Origin of the sequence: Streptomyces sp. NBC_01335 (genome assembly GCF_035953295.1) — a bacterium.
Lineage (GTDB): Bacteria > Actinomycetota > Actinomycetes > Streptomycetales > Streptomycetaceae > Streptomyces.
The window spans coordinates 5,856,037-5,878,626 of sequence record NZ_CP108370.1; the positions used below are offsets into that span (position 1 = coordinate 5,856,037).

At 72.8% G+C, this 22,590-nt stretch carries 15 protein-coding genes; 13 read left to right on the forward strand and 2 right to left on the reverse strand.

The features are described from left to right. Window positions 1-86: 86 nt before the first annotated feature. Entirely contained in the window at window positions 87-1,916 is a 1,830-nt protein-coding gene (locus OG599_RS25360) for a chitinase (protein WP_327178264.1), read from the forward strand. 12 nt (window positions 1,917-1,928) lie between these two features. Here OG599_RS25360 and OG599_RS25365 read toward each other — a convergent pair whose 3' ends face one another. Next, window positions 1,929-2,795 carry a phosphatase PAP2 family protein gene (locus OG599_RS25365; RefSeq protein ID WP_442809540.1) on the reverse strand — a complete coding sequence of 289 codons (867 nt, stop codon included), beginning with the start codon at window positions 2,793-2,795 and terminating at the stop codon, window positions 1,929-1,931. Window positions 2,796-2,943: 148 nt separating this feature from the next. After that, window positions 2,944-4,284 (reverse strand): 4-aminobutyrate--2-oxoglutarate transaminase, encoded by a 1,341-nt coding sequence (gabT, locus tag OG599_RS25370; RefSeq protein ID WP_327178266.1) that lies wholly within the window; start codon window positions 4,282-4,284, stop codon window positions 2,944-2,946. A gap of 375 nt (window positions 4,285-4,659) precedes the next feature. Between gabT and OG599_RS25375 the strand changes: the two genes are divergently transcribed. The 12 genes from OG599_RS25375 to OG599_RS25430 all read left to right on the forward strand — a co-directional run bounded on the left by OG599_RS25375 (window position 4,660) and on the right by OG599_RS25430 (window position 22,582). Beyond that, window positions 4,660-7,029 (forward strand): ATP/GTP-binding protein, encoded by a 2,370-nt coding sequence (locus OG599_RS25375; protein ID WP_327178267.1) that lies wholly within the window; start codon window positions 4,660-4,662, stop codon window positions 7,027-7,029. Window positions 7,030-7,251: 222 nt separating this feature from the next. Then, window positions 7,252-8,841, forward strand: coding sequence for a PucR family transcriptional regulator (locus tag OG599_RS25380; RefSeq protein ID WP_327178268.1), 1,590 nt, complete (start codon window positions 7,252-7,254; stop codon window positions 8,839-8,841). A gap of 231 nt (window positions 8,842-9,072) precedes the next feature. Then, window positions 9,073-10,518 carry an aldehyde dehydrogenase family protein gene (locus tag OG599_RS25385; RefSeq protein ID WP_327178269.1) on the forward strand — a complete coding sequence of 482 codons (1,446 nt, stop codon included), beginning with the start codon at window positions 9,073-9,075 and terminating at the stop codon, window positions 10,516-10,518. A gap of 214 nt (window positions 10,519-10,732) precedes the next feature. Further along, window positions 10,733-12,736: an acyl-CoA dehydrogenase family protein gene (locus OG599_RS25390; RefSeq protein ID WP_442809541.1), complete on the forward strand. Its 2,004-nt coding sequence runs from the start codon at window positions 10,733-10,735 to the stop codon at window positions 12,734-12,736. A gap of 133 nt (window positions 12,737-12,869) precedes the next feature. Further along, a complete protein-coding gene (gene aroA, locus OG599_RS25395; protein ID WP_327178270.1) occupies window positions 12,870-14,117 on the forward strand; it encodes a 3-phosphoshikimate 1-carboxyvinyltransferase in 1,248 nt (415 codons plus the stop codon). A gap of 98 nt (window positions 14,118-14,215) precedes the next feature. Then, window positions 14,216-15,469: a 1-deoxy-D-xylulose-5-phosphate reductoisomerase gene (gene dxr / locus OG599_RS25400; RefSeq protein ID WP_327178271.1), complete on the forward strand. Its 1,254-nt coding sequence runs from the start codon at window positions 14,216-14,218 to the stop codon at window positions 15,467-15,469. After that, window positions 15,466-16,776 carry a M50 family metallopeptidase gene (locus OG599_RS25405; protein ID WP_327178272.1) on the forward strand — a complete coding sequence of 437 codons (1,311 nt, stop codon included), beginning with the start codon at window positions 15,466-15,468 and terminating at the stop codon, window positions 16,774-16,776. Before dxr ends, OG599_RS25405 begins: the two co-directional genes overlap by 4 nt. 187 nt (window positions 16,777-16,963) lie before the next feature. Beyond that, window positions 16,964-18,118: a flavodoxin-dependent (E)-4-hydroxy-3-methylbut-2-enyl-diphosphate synthase gene (ispG, locus tag OG599_RS25410; RefSeq protein WP_327178273.1), complete on the forward strand. Its 1,155-nt coding sequence runs from the start codon at window positions 16,964-16,966 to the stop codon at window positions 18,116-18,118. A gap of 202 nt (window positions 18,119-18,320) precedes the next feature. Beyond that, window positions 18,321-19,163, forward strand: a complete 843-nt coding sequence (locus OG599_RS25415; protein WP_327180184.1) for a GNAT family N-acetyltransferase — start codon at window positions 18,321-18,323, stop codon at window positions 19,161-19,163. 240 nt (window positions 19,164-19,403) lie between these two features. Then, window positions 19,404-20,171, forward strand: coding sequence for a DUF1684 domain-containing protein (locus tag OG599_RS25420; RefSeq protein WP_327178274.1), 768 nt, complete (start codon window positions 19,404-19,406; stop codon window positions 20,169-20,171). A 27-nt stretch (window positions 20,172-20,198) separates the two neighbouring features. Then, entirely contained in the window at window positions 20,199-20,762 is a 564-nt protein-coding gene (locus tag OG599_RS25425; protein WP_327178275.1) for a GNAT family N-acetyltransferase, read from the forward strand. Between the two features lie 116 nt (window positions 20,763-20,878). After that, on the forward strand, window positions 20,879-22,582 hold the full coding sequence (locus OG599_RS25430; RefSeq protein ID WP_327178276.1) for a proline--tRNA ligase: 1,704 nt from the start codon (window positions 20,879-20,881) through the stop codon (window positions 22,580-22,582). The last annotated feature ends 8 nt before the right edge of the window (window positions 22,583-22,590 follow it).

Below are 22,590 nucleotides of genomic sequence, written 5' to 3' on the forward strand. Positions count from 1 at the left end.
GGTGCCGCTGCCAGTGGTCTTGACAACTCGATTGGTCTGGACCATGTTGTGCGCGCCGCCCCATTCCCCCTCGCTCGGAGGCAGTTGTGGAACGCACGCGACGTCCTGCCCGATTCACCAGAGTTCTGGCCGCCCTTTCCGTGACCCTGCTGGCGGCCGGTACCCTCGCCGCCGTCGCCCCGGCGGCCGCGGCCGCCGACACCGACCTGGCGCGCAACGGCGGATTCGAGTCGGGCCTGACCGACTGGACCTGCTCGGCCGGGAGCGGAGCCGTCGTCAGCACGCCCGTCCACGGCGGCACGTCCGCGCTGAAGGCGACCCCGGCCGGCAGCGACTACGCCAACTGCGCCCAGACCGTCACGGTGAAGCCTGGCTCCACCTACACGCTGAGCGCCTGGGTCCAGGGCGACTACGTCTACCTCGGCGCGTCCGGTACCGGCACCACCGACGTCTCCACCTGGACGCAGTCCTCCGGCGCGTGGAAGCAGCTCACCACCACCTTCACCACGGGCTCCGCCACCACGTCCGTCACGGTCTGGACCCACGGCTGGTACGGCACCTCCGCCTACTACGCGGACGACCTCAGCCTGATCGGCCCCGGCGGCGCCCCGGTCACCGTGCCCGCCGCCCCCACCGGACTGACGGCCGGCACCCCCACCGCCACCTCCGTACCGCTGTCCTGGACGGCCTCGTCCGGCGCCACCGGCTACCAGGTCTACCGCGGCGGCACGAAGGTCGCCTCGGTCACCGGGACCTCCACCACCGTGACCGGCCTCACCGCCTCCACGGCGTACAGCTTCCAGGTCACCGCCACCAACTCGGCCGGCGAGTCCGCGAAGTCGGCCGCCGTCGCCGCGACGACCGCCGCCACCGGCTCCACCGGCGGCGGGAACGGCGCCGGACTGCCCCCGCACGCACTCGTCGGCTATCTCCACTCCAGCTTCGCCAACGGCTCCGGCTACACCCGGATGGCCGACGTGCCCGACTCCTGGGACGTCATCGACCTCGCGTTCGGCGAGCCGACCTCCGTCACCTCGGGCGACATCCGCTTCTCGCTCTGCCCGGTCGCCGAGTGCCCGAACGTCGAGCCGGAGGCCGAGTTCAAGGCGGCCATCGCCGCCAAGCAGGCGGCCGGCAAGAAGGTGCTGATCTCGATCGGCGGCCAGAACGGCCAGGTCCAGCTCACCACCACCGCCGCCCGGGACGCCTTCGTCACCTCGGTGTCCAAGATCATCGACACCTACGGTCTGGACGGCCTGGACATCGACTTCGAGGGGCACTCCCTCTCACTGAACACCGGTGACACCGACTTCCGCTCACCCACCACGCCCGCCATCGTCAACCTGATCGCGGCGGTGAAGACCCTCAAGGCCAAGTACGGCTCCGACTTCGTGCTCACCATGGCGCCGGAGACCTTCTTCGTCCAACTCGGCTACCAGTACTACGGATCCGGACCCTGGGGCGGTCAGGACCCGCGCGCCGGCGCCTACCTGCCGGTGATCCACGCCCTGCGCGACGACCTCACCCTGCTGCACGTACAGGACTACAACTCGGGCTCCATCATGGGCCTGGACAACCAGTACCACTCGATGGGCGGCGCCGACTTCCACATCGCCATGACCGACATGATGCTCACCGGCTTCCCGGTCGCCGGCGACCAGACGAAGATCTTCCCGGCCCTCCGGCCCGACCAGATCGCCGTCGGCCTCCCCGCCTCCACCCAGGCCGGCAACGGGTACACCACCCCCGCCGAGGTCACCAAGACGCTGAACTGCCTGACGAAGAAGACCGACTGCGGGAGCTACCAGACCCACGGCACCTGGCCGGGGCTGCGCGGCCTGATGACCTGGTCGATCAACTGGGACCGCTTCAACAACGGCGAGTTCTCCCGGAACTTCGACGCCTACTTCGGCTGATCCCGATCCTGATCACGCATGCGAATCCCCGGCCGCGGATCCGTCCCCGGCCGGGGTTCCACCGGAAACCGGGACTTCACCCGTACGCGCCCTGCCCGGCCACCGCCGGGCGCACCACAGCGGGACGAGCAGCAGACCGCTCAGCCACAGGCTGCCGAGCACGTCGAGCGGCCAGTGGTAGCCCCGCAGCATCAGACCGGCGCCCGTCGCCGCCGTCAGCAGGGCGGCGGCGACGGGCGCCATCCAGCGCCGAGGCGTGTACGCCATCAGAAGCAGGGCCGACGCCCCGTACGCCACCGCCGCGGTCGCCGTATGGCCGGACGGGTAGTAGCCGGTGTAGGGGACCAGCGGCCCCTGCCGGTCGACCCACACCTTCATCGGCACGACCACGAGCGGCACCGCCACCATGGTGAGCGCCGCGATCAGCACGGTGCCCCGCGCGCCGCGCCACAGCGCGTACAGCAGTGTGAGTGCGAGGACCGGCAGGGCGACCGGCATCCCGCCGAGATCGGAGAAGACCTGGGCGACTCCGGTGGGGCCGTGGCCGATGAGGTCCTTGCCGACGCGCTCGTCGAGCCGCAGCAACGGGCCGGCGGCCACCACCTGCCAGGTGGTCAGCGCGAAGAGGGCCGCCATCAGGCCGACCCAGGAGAAGAGGAGGGCCGGCCGCCGGGGAACAGGGGGGGTTGTTCCGGGACGGCCGGCCGGATCGGTACGCCGCGCGCCCCGGGGGGTGTGGGGCGGGCGGCCGTCCGATCGGTGAGGAGTTCCGGAGCCGGAGGCTCCAGTGGTGCGCGCGAAGGCGCCACCGGACAGGTGCCGGGGAAGCTCCGGCCCGATGCTGTCCGCGGTTTCCCGCGGACGGGGTGTTTCTCTCATCTGCCGAAACCGTACGGCAGCGAGCGCCCCGGGGACAGACGCCACGTGATCCCGCCATCGCCCCCGCACACCTTCTTCACAGGCCCTCACTCCGATGTCGCGAATCCCCTGGAAGGGGCTCTCCGCAGGGGATTCGCGTTCGCACGGATCAGACAGTCGCGAAGGACTGTTCGATGATGTCGAGGCCCTCGTTCAGCAGGTCCTCGCCGATGACCAGCGGCGGCAGGAAGCGCAGCACGTTGCCGTAGGTGCCGCAGGTCAGCACCAGCAGGCCCTCGGCGTGACAGGCCTTCGCCAGCTTGCCCGCGGCCGCCGCGTCCGGCTCCTTGGAACCGGACTTCACCAGCTCGATCGCGATCATGGCGCCGCGACCGCGGATGTCCCCGATGATGTCGCCGTTCGGCAGCTTGTCCCGCATCGCGGAGAGACGGTCCTTCATGACCTCCTCGATGCGCTTGGCCTTCCCGTTCAGGTCCAGCTCGCGCATCGTCTCGATCGCGCCGAGCGCACCGGCACACGCGACCGGGTTGCCACCGTACGTACCGCCGAGGCCGCCCGCGTGCGCGGCGTCCATGATCTCGGCGCGGCCCGTCACGGCGGAGAGCGGCAGACCGCCCGCGATGCCCTTGGCGGTGGTGATCAGGTCGGGGACGATGCCCTCGTCCTCACAGGCGAACCACTGGCCGGTGCGGCAGAAACCGGACTGGATCTCGTCGGCGACGAAGACGATCCCGTTGTCCTCGGCGAACTGCGCGATGGCCGGCAGGAAGCCCTTGGCCGGCTCGATGAAGCCGCCCTCGCCGAGCACCGGCTCGATGATGATCGCCGCGACGTTCTCCGCGCCGATCTGCTTGGTGATCTCGTCGATGGCCTGCGCGGACGCCTCGGCGCCGGCGTTCTCCGCGCCGGTCGGCCAGCGGTAGCCGTACGCGACCGGGACGCGGTAGACCTCGGGGGCGAACGGGCCGAAGCCCTGCTTGTACGGCATGTTCTTCGCCGTCAGCGCCATCGTGAGGTTGGTCCGGCCGTGGTAGCCGTGGTCGAAGACGACGACCGCGGTGCGCTTGGTGTAGGCGCGGGCGATCTTCACCGCGTTCTCGACGGCCTCGGCGCCCGAGTTGAAGAGCGCGGACTTCTTGGCGTGATTGCCCGGGGTGAGCTCGGCGAGCTGCTCGCAGACCTCCACGTACCCCTCGTACGGCGTCACCATGAAGCAGGTGTGGGTGAAGTCGGCGAGCTGCGCGGAGGCGCGGCGCACGACGGCCTCGGCGGAGGCGCCCACGGACGTCACGGCGATGCCGGAGCCGAAGTCGATCAGACGGTTGCCGTCCACGTCCTCGATGATCCCGCCACCGGCGCGCGCGGTGAAGACGGGCAGTGTGGAGCCGACGCCTGCGGCGACCGCGGCGAGCCGGCGGGCCTGCAGCTCCACCGACTTCGGGCCGGGGATCGCGGTGACGACGCGGCGCTCCTGCGGGATTGCGGACATGGGTGGCTCCTGGGGGGTGGTGCGGATGGGCGGTGGTGCGCGCGGACGCGTCTCCTGTCTGCAGGCTAGGGGCGCGCAGGGGGGCCGGTCATGCTCCGATCGGTACTGGTGGGAGCGTGTCCTTGTCCGCGACGGACAGAACGAGGACGGGGAGGACGAGGACGGGGAGGACGAGGACAGGGAGGACGAGGACGGGGAGGACGGGACGGACAGGGGCTGCCGTGCGGCCTTCCGGCCCGACGTCCGAGCCGGCCCGCCCCCGGGAAACCCGTACACGGGTGCCCACCATCCGGGCGCCTTTGCTGAACTCCCCGTCCCCGCCCACTAGATTGGCCGGGGCAGCGGACGGACCTGGCTGGTCAGGGGGAACGGTTCATGGAGAACGACGGCACGTACGGTGCTCGGGACACGTGGTCGGGGCGGGTACCGCACCCCGTGGGGCCGCCCCCTGCCGCGCCGCCGCCCGCCGCCCCGCCCCGCCCCCGCACCGCCCCCTCGGCGGTGCCCTCGCTCGACGCCTGGCTGAGCGCCCCGCGCCCGGCCGAGGAACCGGGCGTCTGGCGGTACGGCCACCGGCCCCCGCCGCCCGAGAAGTCCGAGGAGGCCGAGGGCCGCCAGCTGCTGACCGGCGCCCTGATCTCCGTACTCGCCGGCATCCTGATCTGGTCGCTCTGGCGCAACGGCTACCTCCCGTACCGCCTGGTGCCCCTGCGGGTCTTCACCCCGAGCGACTGGTGGTACGCGGGCACCAACAGCCCGGCCACCCTCCAGGGCCGCGACGCCATCAGCGTGTACGAGGGCATCCTCTTCGGCGTCCTCCTCTACGGCTGCGGCCGGCTGGGCAACTGGTCCGAGGTCTTCCGCCGGTACGTCACCGAGCGCGGGCACCTGTTCCGGGCGGTGACCGCGCTGGGACTCGCCGGCTTCGCGGAGCTCCTGGTGTGGAAGGAGACGATCCCGGTCGCGGACCCGGTGTTCGCCCTCGTGGTGTCCATCGCGGGCGGCCAGTTCCTCCAGAGCCAGGCCGCCTCCAACTGGATGTACGCGGCGATCACCCTCGCCGTGCTCGCCCCCTTCGCCGTCCTCGGCGGGTGGCGCTCCCTGCTGACCGGCCGCGGGAAGTCCGCCTCCCCGGCGGACGGCGAAGCGGCCGGGACCGGCGCGGTCGACCCCGAGCGCTCGCCGGCCCGCTGGCCCGAGCTCCGGGCGGCCGGGCAGACCGAGGCCGCCGAGACGCTCACCGCGGAGGTCCGGGCCGGGCGGATGAACGACGTGGACTGCGCCCGGCTCCGCCAGGCCTGGACCGTGGCACGGCAACGGCCCGAGGCGCTCCCCTCGTTCACCGAGTCCGTGCTGCGCCGGGGCGGCGCCGCCTTCCTGCACCCCTCCGGCCGCCGCGACCTCCCCGCGCGGACCGTCGCCCACGACCTGCTCACCGGCCAGGTGCGCATCGGCCGCTGCTCAGCCGACCCGCACAACCCGTACGTCCGGCGCGGCTCCGGCGTCGCGCTGGAACCCGCCCTGCTCGGCACCTCGCTGCTGGCGGTCGGGCCGCCCGGCAGCGGCAAGTCGGCCCGGCTGGTGCGGCCGGTGGTCGAATGCCTCGCCCTCCAGGCGCTCGCCGGGCGGGCCGCCGTGCTCGCCGTGGGCGGAGGCGGCACCGACCTCGGGCCCGACGACCTCTACGACGTCGTCGTGCGGATCGGCGGCCAGGGGGCCACCCACGGCCTCGACCTGTACGGCGGCACCACCGACCCCGACGAGGCGGCGGCGGTGCTCGCCGAGGGGCTCGCCGGAGACGTGGAGACGGTCGACGTACGCCGGGCCGTCACCGTGCTGGCCCAGCTGCTCGGCCCGTACCGCGAGGTGCACGGGTCCTTCCCGTCCGTGCCGGAGCTGCGGGAACTCCTCGACGGCCACCCGGCCGCGCTCGCCGGCCTGCGGGAGGCCGCGGAGGCCGGCGGCCACCACGCGATGCTCCGGGAGCTCGACGCCCGCACCCGGCAGTCCGGCGGCCCCGGCGACCCCGGCCCGGTCCTGGCCGACCGGCTCGCCCTGCTCGACCGGCCCGCGCTCGCCGCCTCCTTCGCCACCGGCGCCGACGCCGCGCCGTTCTCCCTGCGGTCGATGGAGCAGCTGCCGCTGCGGGTCCGGATCGACCTGCCCGAGCGTGCGCACGCCGAGGCGTCCCGGCTTCTCGCCCGGCTGGTGCTCGCCCAGTTCACCGCCGTCGCCGCCGCCCGCCCGGACCGCACGCTCTTCCTCGGGCTGGTCCTGGACGACGCGACCCGGGCCGTCACCGACGAGACGGTGCGTGGCATCCGCCGGCTCCGCTCGGTTAACGCGGGCGTGCTGCTCACCCTGCGGACCGTCGACGACGTCCCCGAGCGGCTGCACACCGCGCTGCTGGGCGCGGTCGGGTGCAGCATGGCGTTCGCCGGGGTCACCACCTGGGACGGGAAGCGCTTCTCGGAGGCGTGGGGCAAGGAGTGGATGGAGACCCGAGAGGTGGCCCAGCACGCCGTCTTCGCCGACCAGAGCTTCACCCGCGCCCTGCACGCGCTGCGCAAGCTGGTGACCGGGAAGGCGGTGACCCGCGACGCGGTGACCGTGCGCCGGGTCGAGCGGGAGCGGTGGTCGGCCTCCGAGCTGGCGTACGCGGTGCCGGCCGGCCACGCGGTGGTCTCGCTGACGAATGTCGCCGGCGAGCACACCCCGCCGCTCCTGGTGGAGTTCGGCGGGTGAGCTGAAGACGAGCCGAGCAGCCGGTGGATGCGCCGGGCACCGGCAACGCGGTCCGGTCGGGACGACGGAACGGTTCGGCCGCGGCGGCGTGGCGATTGCGCCGCCCTGGCAGAATCGGAGGTGGCCGTTCGTACAGGACGGCGCAGTGCGACGCCGGCGACCCGAGCCGGTTTCCGACGGCCCGGCCCGACTCGACCCACTCGACCCCGAGGGTTTCGTTCCATGCCCCCCACGCTCGCTTCCCTCGTCCAGCACTCGGCCCTCAAGCTCCGCGTCCGCGCGGCGGCGGACCGGCTCGACACCCCGGTGCGCTGGGCCCACGCCAGTGAGCTCGCCGACCCCGTGCCGTACATGGACGGCGGTGAGCTGCTGCTCGTGACCGCCGCCAACCTCGACGCCGGGAACCAGGAGGAGATGCGCCGCTACGTGCGGCGGCTGGCCGCCGCCGGGGTCGCCGGACTCGGCTTCGCCGTGGGCGTCGTGCACGAGGCGGTCCCCGCGGCCCTCGTGGAAGCGGCCGAGGAGGCGGGGATGCCGCTCCTGGAAGTGCCCCGGCCGACCCCGTTCATCGCCATCAGCAAGGCGGTCTCCGCCGCCATCGCGGCCGACCAGTACCGCGCGGTCACCGCTGGGTTCGACGCCCAGCGGGAACTGACCAGGGCCGCGCTCGCCTCCGAAGGCCCCGCCCCGCTGCTGACCCGGCTCGCCGCGCACGTCGACGGCTGGGCCGCCCTCTACGACACCACCGGCGCGGTCGTCGCGGTGGCACCCGAGTGGGCCGCCCGCCGGGCCGCCCGGCTCACCCCCGACGCGGCCCGGCTGCGGGAGCGGCCCGCGCCGTCGAGCGCCGTCGTGGGCTCAGCCGAGGACCGGGTCGAACTCCAGACCCTGGGCACCGGCCGCCGGGCCCGGGGGGTCCTCGCCGTCGGTACGGGCGCCGCCCTGGGCACCGCCGAGCGGTACGCCGTCAACTCGGCCGTCGCCCTGCTCACCCTGACCACGGCCCGCTCGCGCGCGCTGCACGGCGCCGAACAGCGCCTGGGCGCCGCGGTGCTGCGGATGCTGCTGTCGGGGGAGTCGGACCACGCGCGGGCCGTCGCGGGGGACCTCTGGGGCGGGCTGTTCGACGCCCCGTTCCGGCTGCTGATCGCGGAACCGGCGGCTCCGTCGGGTACGACCGGTACGGCAGTGGCGGAGGCCCTCGCCGAGGCCCTGGACACGGCGGCCACCCGGTCCGGCGAACCGCTCCTCGCGGTTCCCGAGGGCGAGCGCCTCGTGGTGCTGGCCGTGGACGGGGGCGCGGCGGTCGCCGCGTGCACCGCGTACGCGGAGGCGCAGGACGCCCGGTCGGCGCGCGACACCGGCGCGGAGGGGGCGCAGATCGTGGTGGGGCTCTCCGCCCCCGCCGGGCCGATAACGGTCTCCACCGCGTACAAGCAGGCCGGACAGGCGCTCTCGGTCGCCCGCCGCCGGGGCAAGGCCCTCGTGGAGCACGAGGAGCTGGCGGCCGGGTCGGTGCTGCCGCTCCTCGCGGACGACGCGGTACGCGCCTTTGCGGACGGCATGCTCCGTGCCCTGCGCGAGCACGACGCCAAGGGCCGGGGCGACCTGGTGGCGTCGCTGCGCGCCTGGCTCTCCCGGCACGGCCAGTGGGACGCCGCCGCCGCCGACCTCGGGGTGCACCGGCACACCCTGCGGTACCGGATGCGGCGGGTGGAGGAGATCCTCGGGCGCTCGCTCGACGACCCGGACGCCCGGATGGAACTCTGGCTGGCCCTGAAGGCGACGTCCTCGCCGACGGCTGAGGACTGAGGGACGCGGCGGACCGGGCCCGGACAGGTCCGTCCGCCCGCCTTCGACAATTAGGCGCCCCGCCCGTGCCGCCTGCTCCATCACGGACAAGCCTGGCGGGCCGGGCTCCGCTCTACCGTGGGGCGGGTGGTGTCCGGCGGCACCGCGACGACGGGCAGCCGCCCCACCATCCCCGCACGTCACGCGACGGGCATCACACGCATCACACGACTTCCGAAGGGCCGGACCTCCATGACCTCCACCCACGCCTTCTGGCTGGCCGGCCGTCAGGCCACCGGCGAGGACAGCTTCGCCGTCACCAACCCGTGGGACGGCCGGCTCGTCGGTACCGTCAGCGTGCCGACCGACGCACAGATCGAGGAGGCCGTCGCCGCCGCGCACGCCGTCCGCGAGGAGTTCGCCGCGACACCCGCGCACGTCCGGGTCGCCGCGCTCGACCACGTCGTACGCCGCCTCATGGAGCGCACCGAGGAGATCGCCCGGCTGATCTCCGCCGAGAACGGCAAGCCGGTCAAGTGGGCCCGCGGCGAGGTCGGCCGCGCCGTCTCCGTCTTCCGGTTCGCCGCCGAGGAGGCCCGCCGGTACAACGGCGGCGACTCCCAGCGCCTGGACACCGACGCCGGCGGCACCGGCCGCCTCGGCCTCACCCGCCGCTTCCCGCGCGGCGCGGTCCTCGGCATCGCGCCGTTCAACTTCCCGCTCAACCTGAGCGCCCACAAGGTCGCCCCGGCGATCGCCGTCGGCGCCCCGATCATCCTCAAGCCCGCCCCGGCCACCCCGATCTCCTCGCTGATCCTCGGCGAGCTGCTGGCCGAGACCGACCTGCCGGCCGGTTCCTGGTCCGTGCTGACGGTCCCGAACGACCGGATGCCCGCCCTGGTGCAGGACGAGCGGCTGCCGGTGATCTCCTTCACCGGCTCCGGCCCGGTCGGCTACTCGATCATGGAGTCGGTGCCGCGCAAGCACTGCACCCTGGAGCTCGGCGGCAACGGCGCGGCCGTGGTCCTCGGCGACTACGCCTCCGAGGAGGACCTGGACTGGGCCGCGAGCCGTATCGCGACCTTCTCCAACTACCAGGGCGGCCAGTCCTGCATCTCGGTGCAGCGGGTCATCGTCGACGCCTCGCTCCACGACCGTCTCGTCCCGAAGATCGTCGCCGCCACCGAGGCCCTGGTCACCGGTGACCCCTCCGACGACGCCACCGACGTCGGCCCGCTCGTCAGCGAGGACGCGGCCGAGCGCGTCGAGTCCTGGGTCGACGAGGCCGTCGCCGCGGGCGCCCAGCTCCTCACCGGCGGCAAGCGGGACGGCGCCACCTACGCGCCGACCGTCCTCGCCGGCGTCCCCGACTCGGCCACCCTCGCCCACGAGGAGGTCTTCGGGCCGGTCATGTCGATCCAGAAGGTGGACGGCGAGGCGGAGGCGTTCGCCGCCGTCAACGCCTCCAAGTACGGCCTCCAGGCGGGCGTCTTCACCCACGACCTGCAGACCGCCTTCCGCGCCCACCGCGCCCTGGAGGTCGGCGGCGTGATCATCGGCGACGTCCCCTCGTACCGCGCCGACCAGATGCCGTACGGCGGCGCCAAACAGTCCGGCGTCGGTCGCGAGGGCGTCCGGTTCGCGATGGACGACTACACCTACGAGCGCGTCCTGGTCCTGACCGGCCTCGCCCTCTGACGCGTCACCACGGCCGGAGCCCACGGTGCGGGGGCTCCGGCCGTCGGCGTTCCGGGACCTCTCGTGGTCCCCGGGGACCCGCCGCTGCGGTGGTGGGGGTGGGACGAATCGGGTAGATACGGACGTGTGCCACCGGCCGCAACCCCGCGGGCGCGGAGCCGGTCACCCGCCGTCAGGCCGTCCCCCGATCCGCCCCGCGGAGAGGTGAGCCCCCATGTCCGCACCGCAGGTCCCGCAGGACCTCCCCGAACGACCCGACGCGGCCAGAACCTCCGCCGCCTCCCGCTCCCATCCGCCGCAGGCGAGGGTGACCGAGCGCGAGGCGCGCCGGGTCGCCGAGGACGCGCGCGAGCAGGACTGGCACCGGCCCAGCTTCGCCAAGGAGCTCTTCCTCGGGCGGCTCCGCCTCGACCTGATCCACCCGCACCCGCTGCCCGCGGGCGAGGACGTCCGGCGGGGCGAGGAGTTCCTCGCCCGGCTGCGCGCGTTCTGCCTCGCCCACGTCGACGGCGCCCTCATCGAACGCGAGGCGCGCATCCCCGACGAGGTGATCGCCGGACTGAAGAAGCTCGGTGCGCTCGGCATGAAGATCGACCCGAAGTACGGCGGCCTCGGCCTCACCCAGGTCTACTACAACCGGGCCCTCGCGCTGGCCGGCTCGGCCAGCCCCGCGATCGGCGCGCTGCTCTCCGCCCACCAGTCGATCGGCGTACCGCAGCCGCTGAAGATGTTCGGCACCCAGGAGCAGAAGGACACCTTCCTGCCCCGGCTCGCCAGTACCGACATCTCGGCGTTCCTGCTCACCGAACCCGACGTCGGCTCCGACCCCGCCCGGCTCGCCACCACCGCCGTGCCGGACGGCGACGACTACGTTCTCGACGGTGTGAAGCTCTGGACCACCAACGGCGTCGTCGCCGACCTGCTGGTCGTCATGGCCCGGGTGCCCGAGGGTCCGGACCACGCGGGCGGCATCACGGCGTTCGTGGTGGAGGCCGACTCACCCGGCATCACCGTGGAGCACCGCAACGCCTTCATGGGGCTGCGCGGGATCGAGAACGGCGTCACCCGCTTCCACGGGGTGCGGGTGCCCGCCGCCCACCGCATCGGCCCCGAGGGCGCCGGGCTCAAGATCGCGCTGACCACGCTCAACACCGGCAGGCTCTCGCTGCCGGCCATGTGCGTCGGGGTCGGCAAGTGGTCCCTGAAGATCGCCCGCGAATGGTCGGCCGTCCGCGAGCAGTGGGGCAGGCCCGTCGCCCGGCACGAGGCGGTCGGCGCGAAGATCTCCTTCGTCGCCGCCACCACCTTCGCGCTGGAGGCCGTGGTCGACCTCGCCTCCCAGATGGCCGACGAGGACCGCAACGACATCCGGATCGAGGCCGCGCTCGCCAAGCTGTACGGCTCCGAGATGGGCTGGCGGATCGCCGACGAACTGGTGCAGATCCGCGGCGGACGCGGGTTCGAGACCGCCGACTCCCTCGCCGCCCGCGGCGAACGGGCCGTCCCCGCCGAGCAGATGCTCCGCGACATGCGGATCAACCGGATCTTCGAGGGATCGACCGAGATCATGCATCTGCTGATCGCCCGTGAGGCGGTCGACGCCCACCTCACGGTGGCCGGCGACCTCATCGACCCGGAGAAGCCGCTCGCCGACAAGGCCAGGGCGGGCGCGGCGGCGGCCGGGTTCTACGCACGCTGGCTGCCGAAACTGGTCGCCGGACCCGGCCAGCTGCCCAGCTCGTACGCGGAGTTCCGGCCCGCCGGGCACCCCGACCTCTCCCACCACCTGCGGTACGCCGAACGCGCCGCCCGCCGGCTGGCCCGCTCCACCTTCTACGCGATGTCGCGCTGGCAGGGCCGGATGGAGACCAAACAGGGGTTCCTGGGCCGGACCGTCGACATCGGCGCCGAACTCTTCGCGATGAGCGCCGCCTGCGTCCGCGCCGAACTCCTGCGTGGCCAGGGCGAGCACGGCCGCGAGGCCTACCAGCTCGCCGACGCCTTCTGCCGGCAGGCCCGGCTCAGGACCGAGGAACTCTTCGGGCGCCTCTGGGCCAACACCGACGACCTGGACCGGCGGGTGGTCGACCGGGTCCTCGCGGGCGCGTACACCTGGCTGGAAGAGGGGGTCATCGACCCCAGCGGCGACGGTCCCTGGATCGCGGACGCCACCCCCGGCCCGGCCCGGGGCGAGAACGCCCGCCGCCCCTACCACTGATCCGGGGCCCGCCGAGCCCGGAGGCCCGTTGACCCCGGAGGCCCGCTGAGCCCGTGGGCCACCGGACCCGGGGCGCGTCCACCGGCTGGACGCGCCCCGCCCCCCGCGCGCGGACACGGCAAAATGACCCGCCGTGACCGTCATCCAGATTCCCGGCTCCAAGTCCGTCACCGCCCGCGCCCTGTTCCTCGCCGCGGCCGCGAACGGCACCACCACCCTCCTCCACCCGCTCCGTTCGGACGACACCGAGGGGTTCACCGAGGGCCTCACCCGCCTCGGCTACGCGGTCACGAAGGAGCCGGACCGCTGGCACATCGAGGGCCGCCCGTCCGGCCCCGGCGTCACCGACGCCGAGGTCTTCTGCCGCGACGGCGCGACCACGGCCCGCTTCCTGCCCACCCTCGTGTCCGCCGCGCCCTCGGGTACGTACCGCTTCGACGCCTCCGCGCAGATGCGGCGCCGCCCGCTCGCCCCGCTCAGCCGGGCGCTGCGCACCCTCGGCGTCGACCTGCGCCACGACGAGGCGGACGGCCACCACCCGCTGCGGGTGCACGCCGCCGGCATCGAGGGCGGCCGGATCACCCTGGACGCGGGGGAGTCCTCGCAGTACCTCACCGCCCTGCTGATGCTCGGCCCGCTGACGGCCGGCGGCCTGACGATCGACGTCACCGAGCTGGTCTCGGCGCCGTACATCGAGATCACGCTCGCGATGATGCGGGACTTCGGGGCCGACGTCGCCCGCGAGGGGAACACCTTCACCGTGCCGGCCGGCGGCTACCGCGCCACCACGTACGCCGTCGAGCCGGACGCCTCCACCGCCAGCTACTTCTTCGCCGCCGCGGCCCTCACCGGCGGCGAGGTCACCGTCCCCGGCCTCGGCACCGGCGCCCTCCAGGGCGACCTGCGCTTCGTCGACGTGCTGCGGCGGATGGGCGCCGACGTGACGATCGCCGAGGACGCCACCACGGTCCGCTCCGACGGCAGCCTGCGCGGCATCACCGTCAACATGCGGGACATCTCCGACACCATGCCCACCCTCGCCGCCCTCGCCCCCTACGCCGACGGGCCGGTCCGGATCGAGGACGTGGCCAACACCCGGGTCAAGGAGTGCGACCGGCTGGAGGCGTGCGCCGAGAACCTCCGCGCCATGGGCGTCACCGTGCACACCGGACCCGACTGGATCGAGATCCACCCCGGGACCCCGCGCCCCGTCGAGATCACCACCCACGGCGACCACCGCATCGTCATGTCCTTCGCCGTCGCCGCACTGCGCAACCCCGGCACCACGTACGACGACCCGGGCTGCGTGCGCAAGACCTTCCCGGACTTCCACCAGGTGTTCGCGGAGTTCGCCAAGGGGCTGCCGGTCCCGCGGAAGTAGCGCGGGAGGGCCGTCGGGAGGCCGGGGGCCGGGATCCGGAAAAGCGCGACCGGGACGCCCTGTCCTCGCGCACAGCGGGAGCGGCAACAATGGGGGGCATGACCGACAGCCCTGCCCCCCTCGCCGATCCGCATCTCGTCCACGACGCGACGGAAGGCCGCCGGGACCTCGTGGTCCTCGGCTCCACCGGGTCCATCGGAACCCAGGCCATCGACCTGGTGCTGCGCAACCCCGACCGCTTCCGGGTCACCGCGCTCTCGGCGGCGGGCGGGCGGGTCGCCCTGCTCGCCGCCCAGGCACGCCGGCTCGGGGTGGACACGGTCGCCGTCGCCGCCGAGGACGCCGTACCCGCCCTGCGCGAGGCGCTGCGCGCGGAGTACGGCACGGGGGAGCCGCTCCCCGAGATCCTGGCCGGCCCCGACGCCGCCGCCACCCTCGCCGCGAGCCCGTGCCACACCGTGCTCAACGGCATCACCGGCTCCATCGGCCTCGCGCCCACGCTGGCCGCGCTGCAGGCGGGCCGCACCCTCGCCCTGGCCAACAAGGAGTCGCTCATCGTCGGCGGCCCCCTGGTCAAGGCGCTGGCCGCGCCCGGCCAGATCATCCCGGTCGACTCCGAGCACGCCGCGCTCTTCCAGGCGATCGCCGCCGGCACCCGCGCCGACGTGGCGAAGCTCGTCGTCACCGCGTCCGGCGGCCCGTTCCGGGGACGTAGCCGGAGCGAACTGGACCACGTCACCAGGGAGCAGGCGCTCGCCCACCCCACCTGGGCGATGGGCCCGGTCATCACGATCAACTCCGCGACCCTCGTCAACAAGGGGCTGGAGGTCATCGAGGCGCATCTCCTCTACGACATCCCGTTCGAGCGCATCGAGGTCGTCGTCCACCCGCAGTCGTACGTGCACTCCATGGTCGAGTTCACCGACGGCTCCACGCTCGCCCAGGCCACCCCGCCCGACATGCGGGGGCCCATCGCCGTCGGGCTCGGCTGGCCGCGGCGTGTCCCGGACGCCGCCCCGGCCTTCGACTGGACCAAGGCTTCCACCTGGGAGTTCTTCCCGCTGGACACCGAGGCGTTCCCCTCCGTCGGCCTCGCCCGGCACGTGGGTGCCCTGGGCGGGACCGCGCCGGCCGTCTTCAACGCCGCCAACGAGGAGTGCGTCGACGCGTTCCTGTCCGGCGCGCTCCCCTTCAACGGCATCATGGACACCGTCACCGCGGTGGTGGCCGAGCACGGCACCCCCGCCCCGGGAACTTCACTGACGGTCGCGGACGTCCTGGAAGCGGAGACCTGGGCGCGCGCCCGGGCCCGTGAACTCTCGGCGAAGTCGACGGCGGAGGCGCACGCATGAGTCTGAGCACGATCCTGCTGACGGTCCTGGGGATCGCCGTCTTCGTCGTGGGGCTGCTGTTCTCGATCGCCTGGCACGAGCTCGGCCACCTCTCCACGGCCAAGCTCTTCGGCATCCGGGTCCCGCAGTACATGGTCGGTTTCGGCCCCACCATCTGGTCGCGCAAGAAGGGCGACACGGAGTACGGCTTCAAGGCCATCCCGGCCGGCGGCTACATCCGGATGATCGGCATGTTCCCGCCCGGGCCGGACGGCAGGATCGAGGCGCGCTCCACCTCGCCCTGGCGCAGCATGATCGAGGACGCCAGATCCGCGGCCTTCGAGGAGCTCGAACCCGGAGACGAGAGCCGCCTCTTCTACACGCGCAAGCCGTGGAAGCGCGTGATCGTGATGTTCGCCGGCCCGTTCATGAACCTGGTCCTGGCCGTCGCGATCTTCCTCGGCGTCGCCATGACCTTCGGCTTCCAGACCAACACCACCGAGGTGGCGGGGGTTCAGAAGTGCGTCATCGAGCAGAGCGAGAAGCGCGAGAAGTGCGCACCCGGCGACCCGGTCTCCCCGGCGCTCGCCGCCGGGCTGCACGAGGGCGACAAGATCGTCGCCTTCGACGGCGCGAGGGTCGACGACTGGGACAAGCTCTCCGACCTCATCCGGCAGACCGTCGGCCCCGCCGACATCACCGTCCGGCGGGGCGGCCAAGAGGTCACCCTCCACGCCGTCCTGGCGAAGAACACCGTGGTGAAGAAGGACGACAAGGGCGAGGCCGTCGCGGGCAAGTGGGAGGAGGCGGGGTACCTCGGCTTCGCCGCCCGCAGCGAGATCGTGCCGCTCTCCTTCGGCGACTCCGTCGTGCGGATGGGCGACATGATCGAGAACGGCGTCGACTCGATCATCGCCCTGCCCTCCAAGATCCCCGGGCTGTGGAACGCCGCCTTCGACGGCGGCGAGCGCGCCGACGACTCCCCGGTGGGCGTGGTCGGAGCCGCACGGATCGGCGGCGAGGTGATGACCCTCGACGTCCCCGCGCAGAACCAGATCGCGATGATGCTGTTCCTGCTGGCCGGCTTCAACCTCTCGCTCTTCCTCTTCAACATGCTGCCGCTGCTGCCCCTGGACGGCGGACACATCGCCGGGGCCCTCTGGGAGGCGCTGCGCCGCAATGTCGCCAAGGTCTTCAAGCGGCCCGACCCCGGCCCGTTCGACGTGGCGAAGCTCATGCCGGTCGCCTACGTGGTGGCCGGAGTCTTCATCTGCTTCACGCTCCTGGTGCTCGTCGCCGACATCGTGAACCCGGTCAAGATCACCTGACCGCCGGTCCCACCCGCACCAGGAGTGGCGGCCGGGCGCACGCGTGGCGCCCGGCCGCACCGCCGGCAGGCGCCCGTTGGTGTTTTGACCCGGGGGATGCGCTCGCCCGACCTCCGGTGCCGTAACCTCGAAAGCTGTAGCCCGCCGATTTCCGGGCCTCGATCCACACCTTGGGGATGCTCAGCGCATGACTGCGATTTCTCTCGGAATGCCGTCCGTTCCGACCAAGCTCGCCGACCGACGCGTCAGCCGCCAGATCCAGGTCGGATCGGTGGCCGTCGGCGGGGACGCTCCCGTCTCGGTGCAGTCGATGACGACGACGCGCACCTCGGACATCGGCGCGACGCTCCAGCAGATCGCCGAGCTGACCGCGTCCGGCTGCCAGATCGTGCGTGTGGCGTGCCCGACGCAGGACGACGCCGACGCCCTGGCCACCATCGCCAGGAAGTCGCAGATCCCGGTCATCGCCGACATCCACTTCCAGCCCAAGTACGTCTTCGCCGCCATCGACGCCGGCTGCGCCGCGGTCCGGGTGAACCCGGGCAACATCAAGCAGTTCGACGACAAGGTCAAGGAGATCGCGCGGGCCGCGAGCGCGGCCGGCACCCCGATCCGGATCGGCGTGAACGCCGGTTCCCTCGACGCCCGGCTGCTGAAGAAGTACGGCAAGGCCACCCCCGAGGCCCTGGTGGAGTCCGCCCTCTGGGAGGCGTCCCTCTTCGAGGAGCACGGCTTCCGCGACATCAAGATCTCGGTCAAGCACAACGACCCGGTCGTCATGGTCAACGCCTACCGTCAGCTGGCCGCCGCGTGCGACTACCCGCTGCACCTCGGCGTCACCGAGGCCGGTCCGGCGTTCCAGGGCACCATCAAGTCGGCCGTGGCCTTCGGCGCGCTGCTCTCCGAGGGCATCGGCGACACCATCCGCGTCTCGCTCTCGGCCCCGCCGGCCGAGGAGGTCAAGGTCGGCCTCCAGATCCTGGAGTCCCTCAACCTCAAGCAGCGCCGCCTGGAGATCGTCTCCTGCCCGTCCTGCGGCCGCGCCCAGGTCGACGTGTACAAGCTCGCGGACCAGGTCAGCGCCGGTCTCGAAGGCATGGAGGTGCCGCTGCGCGTCGCCGTCATGGGCTGCGTCGTCAACGGTCCGGGCGAGGCCCGCGAGGCCGACCTCGGTGTCGCCTCCGGCAACGGCAAGGGCCAGATCTTCGTGAAGGGCGAGATCATCAAGACCGTCCCCGAGTCGAAGATCGTCGAGACCCTCATCGAGGAGGCGCTGAAGATCGCCGAGCAGATGGAGAAGGACGGCATCGCCTCGGGCGAACCGCAGGTCGCCGTCAGCTGACGACCGGACCGCGCCGGGTCGACCCGGTACACCCGAACCTTCCGCGCCCCGCCAGGACGACACCGTCCGGGCGGGGCGCGGCGTCGTGTCCGTGGCCGAGTCCGTGCGGTGCACTGCCCGGCCTGCGGATGCGGGCGGCGCCCCGCAGCCTTGTTGGGTACAGTGCGGAAATCAGCAGACCGTATGGTGAGGCCCCCTCGTGTTGACGCACACCACCACCCGGGTCCTCGAACCCAGTGACCTCGGCGCCGCTCTGGCCATTCTGGAGAGCGATCCCGTGGCCAACGCTTTCGTGACCTCCCGTGTCCAGATCGCCGGGCTCGACCCGTGGCGGCTGGGCGGCGAGATGTGGGGCTGGTACGCCGACGGGATGCTCCGCTCGCTCTGCTACTCCGGTGCCAACCTCGTCCCCATCTGCGCGGGACCCGAAGCCGTGCGCGCCTTCGCGGACCGCGCCCGCAGGGCCGGGCGCCGCTGCTCCTCCATCGTCGGGCCCGTCGAATCCACCGCCCTGCTGTGGCGTCTGCTCGAACCCGGCTGGGGACCCGCCCGCGAGGTCCGCGCCAACCAGCCGCTGATGGTCACCGATCGGCCCTCCACCACCGTCGACCCCGACCCGTACGTCCGCCGGATCCGCAAGGACGAGATGGACGTGATCCTGCCCGCCTGCGTGGCGATGTTCACCGAGGAGGTCGGAGTCTCCCCGCTCGCGGGCGACGGCGGACTGCTCTACCAGGCGCGGGTCGCCGAACTCATCGGCGCGGGCCGCTCGTTCGCCCGCATCGACGACGGCAAGGTCGTCTTCAAGGCCGAGATCGGGGCAGCGACCGACCGGGCCTGCCAGATCCAGGGGGTCTGGGTCGCCCCGGAGTTCCGCGGCCGCCGCCTCTCCGAGACGGGGATGTCCGCCGTGCTCAACCACGCGCTCGCCGACGTGGCCCCGCTGGTCAGCCTGTACGTGAACGACTTCAACACCGCGGCCCGCAGGGCGTACAGCCGGGTCGGCTTCCGGGAGACCGGCGCCTTCATGAGCGTCCTGTTCTGAGCGTCCTGTCCCATGCTCCTCGTTCTGGGCTCCTCGTTCCGGGCTCCCCGTCCTGGGCGTCCCGTTCCGGCGGCGGACCCTCTCAGCGCCCGGAGCGCGACGTCGTGCCCCACCCGGGCCGGACGGCCTTCGGCCCGGGTGGGTGTCGCCAAGTCGACTTATAGTCGGCAGGGGGCCACTGAGGGCCGTGGACCGGTACGCCCGGGTCACCGCCGCCCTCCGACACGAATGAGCACGCCGATGACCGAGACCGCGCCCCCCGCCGACGACCACGCCGCCCCGCCCGTCACCGTCGCCGCCCCGGCGGGAGCGGACACCCACGCGGCCTGGGAGGCGTGGCGCGAGGAGCGCCGTGCCTCCGTCACCGCCCCCACCGGCAACCTCGCCCTGGTGGAGACCCGCCCGGTGGCCCCCGGAGAGGTACCCGACCCGGTCGCGGCCGGCGCGGGCCTGCCCGACACCGTCACGGTGACGGTCGTCGAGCGGACCGAACCGGTCAGCGGGGCCCCCGAACACTTCCTGCGCTTCTGGGACGCCGAGGCTCCCGCGATCCACTCCTTCGAGCGGATCGACACCTTCCCGTACGACCCGGCCTGGGTGCTCGACGCCGCGTACACACCCGTCCAGGGCGCCCGCAAGGTCGCGTTCGAGCACATCCGCGACAACGGAGGCACCCGCGACCTGGTCGTCCCCGGCGACATCACCCTCACCGTGGACGGCACCCCGTACACGCTGAGCGCCTTCGACGACGACGGCACCCTGCTGCTGGTCTTCGGCGACCCCACCAACGGCGACTCCACCTACGGCGCCGGACGCTTCCTCTTCGTCCCGCACGAGGCCGGAAACGACCGGGTCACCCTCGACTTCAACCGCGCCTTCGTGCCGCCCTGCGGCTTCTCCGACCAGTACAACTGCCCGATGCCGCCCCGGCAGAACCGTTTCCACCTGCCCGTGGAGGCCGGCGAGAAGCTCCCCGTCACCAAGGAGCCCGGCACCCCGGCGCACTGAACCCCGGCCGGAGTAGTCTCCCGTGCCATGCCGCACTTTCCCGGAGACCTCAGCGAACCACCCCTGATCGGGCCGCTCGACCTCGCGTCGCGCGTGGACGAGGCGCTCCAGGTGCAGGCCCTCGCCTTCGGGCTCGGCCCCGGCGAGGTCGCCGTGCGCCGCCAGATCGTGCTGCGCCACCTCACCCTCCCCGGCGCCCGCGCGCTGGGCGCCACCGCCCCCTCGGGACGGCTGCTCGGCTTCGTCTACGGGCTGCCCAACGACCGCGCCCACTGGTGGTCGGGGGTGGTCGAGCCCTACCTGCGCGCGGCCGGGACCGAGGAGTGGCTCGACGACTCGTTCGTCATCACCGAACTCCACGTCCACCCCGACTTCCAGCAGCACGGCCTCGGCCGCGCACTCATCACCGGGCTGACCGACTCCGCCGCCGAGCCGCGCTCCATCCTGTCGGCCATCGACACCGACAGCCCCGCACGCGGTCTCTACCGCTCCCTCGGCTACCACGACCTCGCCCGCCGGGTGGCCTTCCCCAGCGCTCCGCTGCCGTACGCGGTGATGGGAGCCCCGCTTCCACTGCGCCGCGGAATCTGAACCGCGGAATCTGAACGGATTTCCGCCCGCGTGGGCGACCCGGCTAATCTCGGCCCCATCACCTTCGGGGGTCCGGGGGCGTCCCCCCGGAAGACACAGTCGAGCAGGAGTTCATCATGGCCCAGGTCCAGCGCATGTCCCGATTGATGATCAAGACACTGCGCGACGACCCGGCGGACGCCGAGACGCTCAACCACAAGCTGCTCGTCCGGGCCGGTTACGTCCGCCGCACCGCCGCCGGTATCTGGTCCTGGCTGCCCCTGGGCAAGAAGGTCCTGGAGAACATCACCCGCGTCGTCCGCGAGGAGATGGACGCCATCGGCGGCCAGGAGGTGCTGCTCCCCGCGCTGCTGCCCAAGGAGGCGTACGAGGCGAGCGGCCGGTACGACGAGTACGGCGACCTGCTCTTCCGCCTCAAGGACCGCAAGGGCGCCGACTACCTCCTCGGCCCCACCCACGAGGAGATCTTCACCCAGGTCGTCAAGGACATGTGCTCGTCCTACAAGGACCTGCCCGTGATCCTCTACCAGATCCAGACCAAGTACCGCGACGAGGCCCGCCCCCGCGCCGGTGTGCTGCGCGGCCGCGAGTTCCAGATGAAGGACTCGTACTCCTTCGACACCACCGACGAGGGCCTGGCCGAGGCGTACCAGCTGCACCGCGCCGCGTACATCCGGATCTTCGAGCGCCTCGGCCTCGACCACCGCATCGTCTCCGCCGTCTCCGGCGCCATGGGCGGCTCCGCCTCCGAGGAGTTCCTCGCCCCGGCGCCCGCCGGCGAGGACACCTTCGTCGACTGCCCGAACTGCGACTACGCCGCCAACACCGAGGCAGTGACCTTCAGGGCCACCGCCGTCGACGGTTCGGCGCACGGCCCGGTCGAGGAGCTGGACACCCCCGACACCCCGACCATCGAGACCCTCGCCGCCCACCTCGGCGTCCCGGCTTCCGCCACCCTGAAGAACCTCCTGGTCAAGATCGACGGCGAGATCGTCGCCGTGGGCGTCCCCGGCGACCGTGAGGTCGACCTCGGCAAGCTCGGCGAGCACCTCGCCCCCGCCGTGGTCGAGCTCGTCACCGCCGAGGACTTCGTGGGCCGCCCCGACCTGGTGCGCGGCTACGTCGGCCCGCAGGGCCTGGAGAAGGTCCGCTACATCGCCGACCCCCGCGTCGCCGCCGGCACCTCCTGGATCACCGGCGCCAACAAGGACGGCAAGCACGCGAAGAACGTCGTCGCGGGCCGCGACTTCGAGGTGGACGACTACCTCGACGTCGTCGTCGTCGAGGCGGGCGACCCCTGCCCGAAGTGCGGCACTGGCCTCCAGGTGGACCGCGCCATCGAGATCGGCCACATCTTCCAGCTCGGCCGCAAGTACGCGGACATCTTCTCCCTCGACGTCCTCGGCCAGCAGGGCAAGCCGGTCCGCGTCACGATGGGCTCCTACGGCATCGGCGTCTCCCGCGCGGTGGCCGCCCTCGCCGAGCAGACCGCCGACGACAAGGGCCTGTGCTGGCCCCGCGAGATCGCCCCGGCCGACGTGCACGTCGTCGCCGCCGGCAAGGCGCTCCAGACCGAGCTGGCCCTGGAGGTCTCCGAGAAGCTGAAGGCGGCGGGCGCCCGGGTGCTGGTCGACGACCGCGCCGGTGTCTCCCCGGGCGTGAAGTTCACCGACGCCGAGCTGATCGGCGTGCCGACCATCCTCGTCGCCGGCCGCCGCTCCGCCGAAGGCGTCGTCGAGCTCAAGGACCGCCGCACCGGCGAGCGCGAGGAGCTCACCGTCGACGAGGCGATCGCCCGCATCGCCGCCGACCTGGTCTGATCCTCCGG

Bases quoted from the DNA above. Each gene is read 5' to 3' on its own strand.
- OG599_RS25420 (WP_327178274.1), top strand. From the start codon at position 19,404: ATGACCGAGACCGCGCCCCCCGCCGACGACCACGCCGCCCCGCCCGTC.
- OG599_RS25405 (WP_327178272.1), top strand. From the start codon at position 15,466: ATGAGTCTGAGCACGATCCTGCTGACGGTCCTGGGGATCGCCGTCTTC.
- OG599_RS25375 (WP_327178267.1), top strand. From the start codon at position 4,660: ATGGAGAACGACGGCACGTACGGTGCTCGGGACACGTGGTCGGGGCGG.
- OG599_RS25385 (WP_327178269.1), top strand. From the start codon at position 9,073: ATGACCTCCACCCACGCCTTCTGGCTGGCCGGCCGTCAGGCCACCGGC.
- ispG (WP_327178273.1), top strand. From the start codon at position 16,964: ATGACTGCGATTTCTCTCGGAATGCCGTCCGTTCCGACCAAGCTCGCC.
- OG599_RS25365 (WP_442809540.1), bottom strand. From the start codon at position 2,795: ATGAGAGAAACACCCCGTCCGCGGGAAACCGCGGACAGCATCGGGCCG.
- OG599_RS25430 (WP_327178276.1), top strand. From the start codon at position 20,879: ATGGCCCAGGTCCAGCGCATGTCCCGATTGATGATCAAGACACTGCGC.
- dxr (WP_327178271.1), top strand. From the start codon at position 14,216: ATGACCGACAGCCCTGCCCCCCTCGCCGATCCGCATCTCGTCCACGAC.
- OG599_RS25425 (WP_327178275.1), top strand. From the start codon at position 20,199: ATGCCGCACTTTCCCGGAGACCTCAGCGAACCACCCCTGATCGGGCCG.
- OG599_RS25380 (WP_327178268.1), top strand. From the start codon at position 7,252: ATGCCCCCCACGCTCGCTTCCCTCGTCCAGCACTCGGCCCTCAAGCTC.
- gabT (WP_327178266.1), bottom strand. From the start codon at position 4,284: ATGTCCGCAATCCCGCAGGAGCGCCGCGTCGTCACCGCGATCCCCGGC.
- OG599_RS25390 (WP_442809541.1), top strand. From the start codon at position 10,733: ATGTCCGCACCGCAGGTCCCGCAGGACCTCCCCGAACGACCCGACGCG.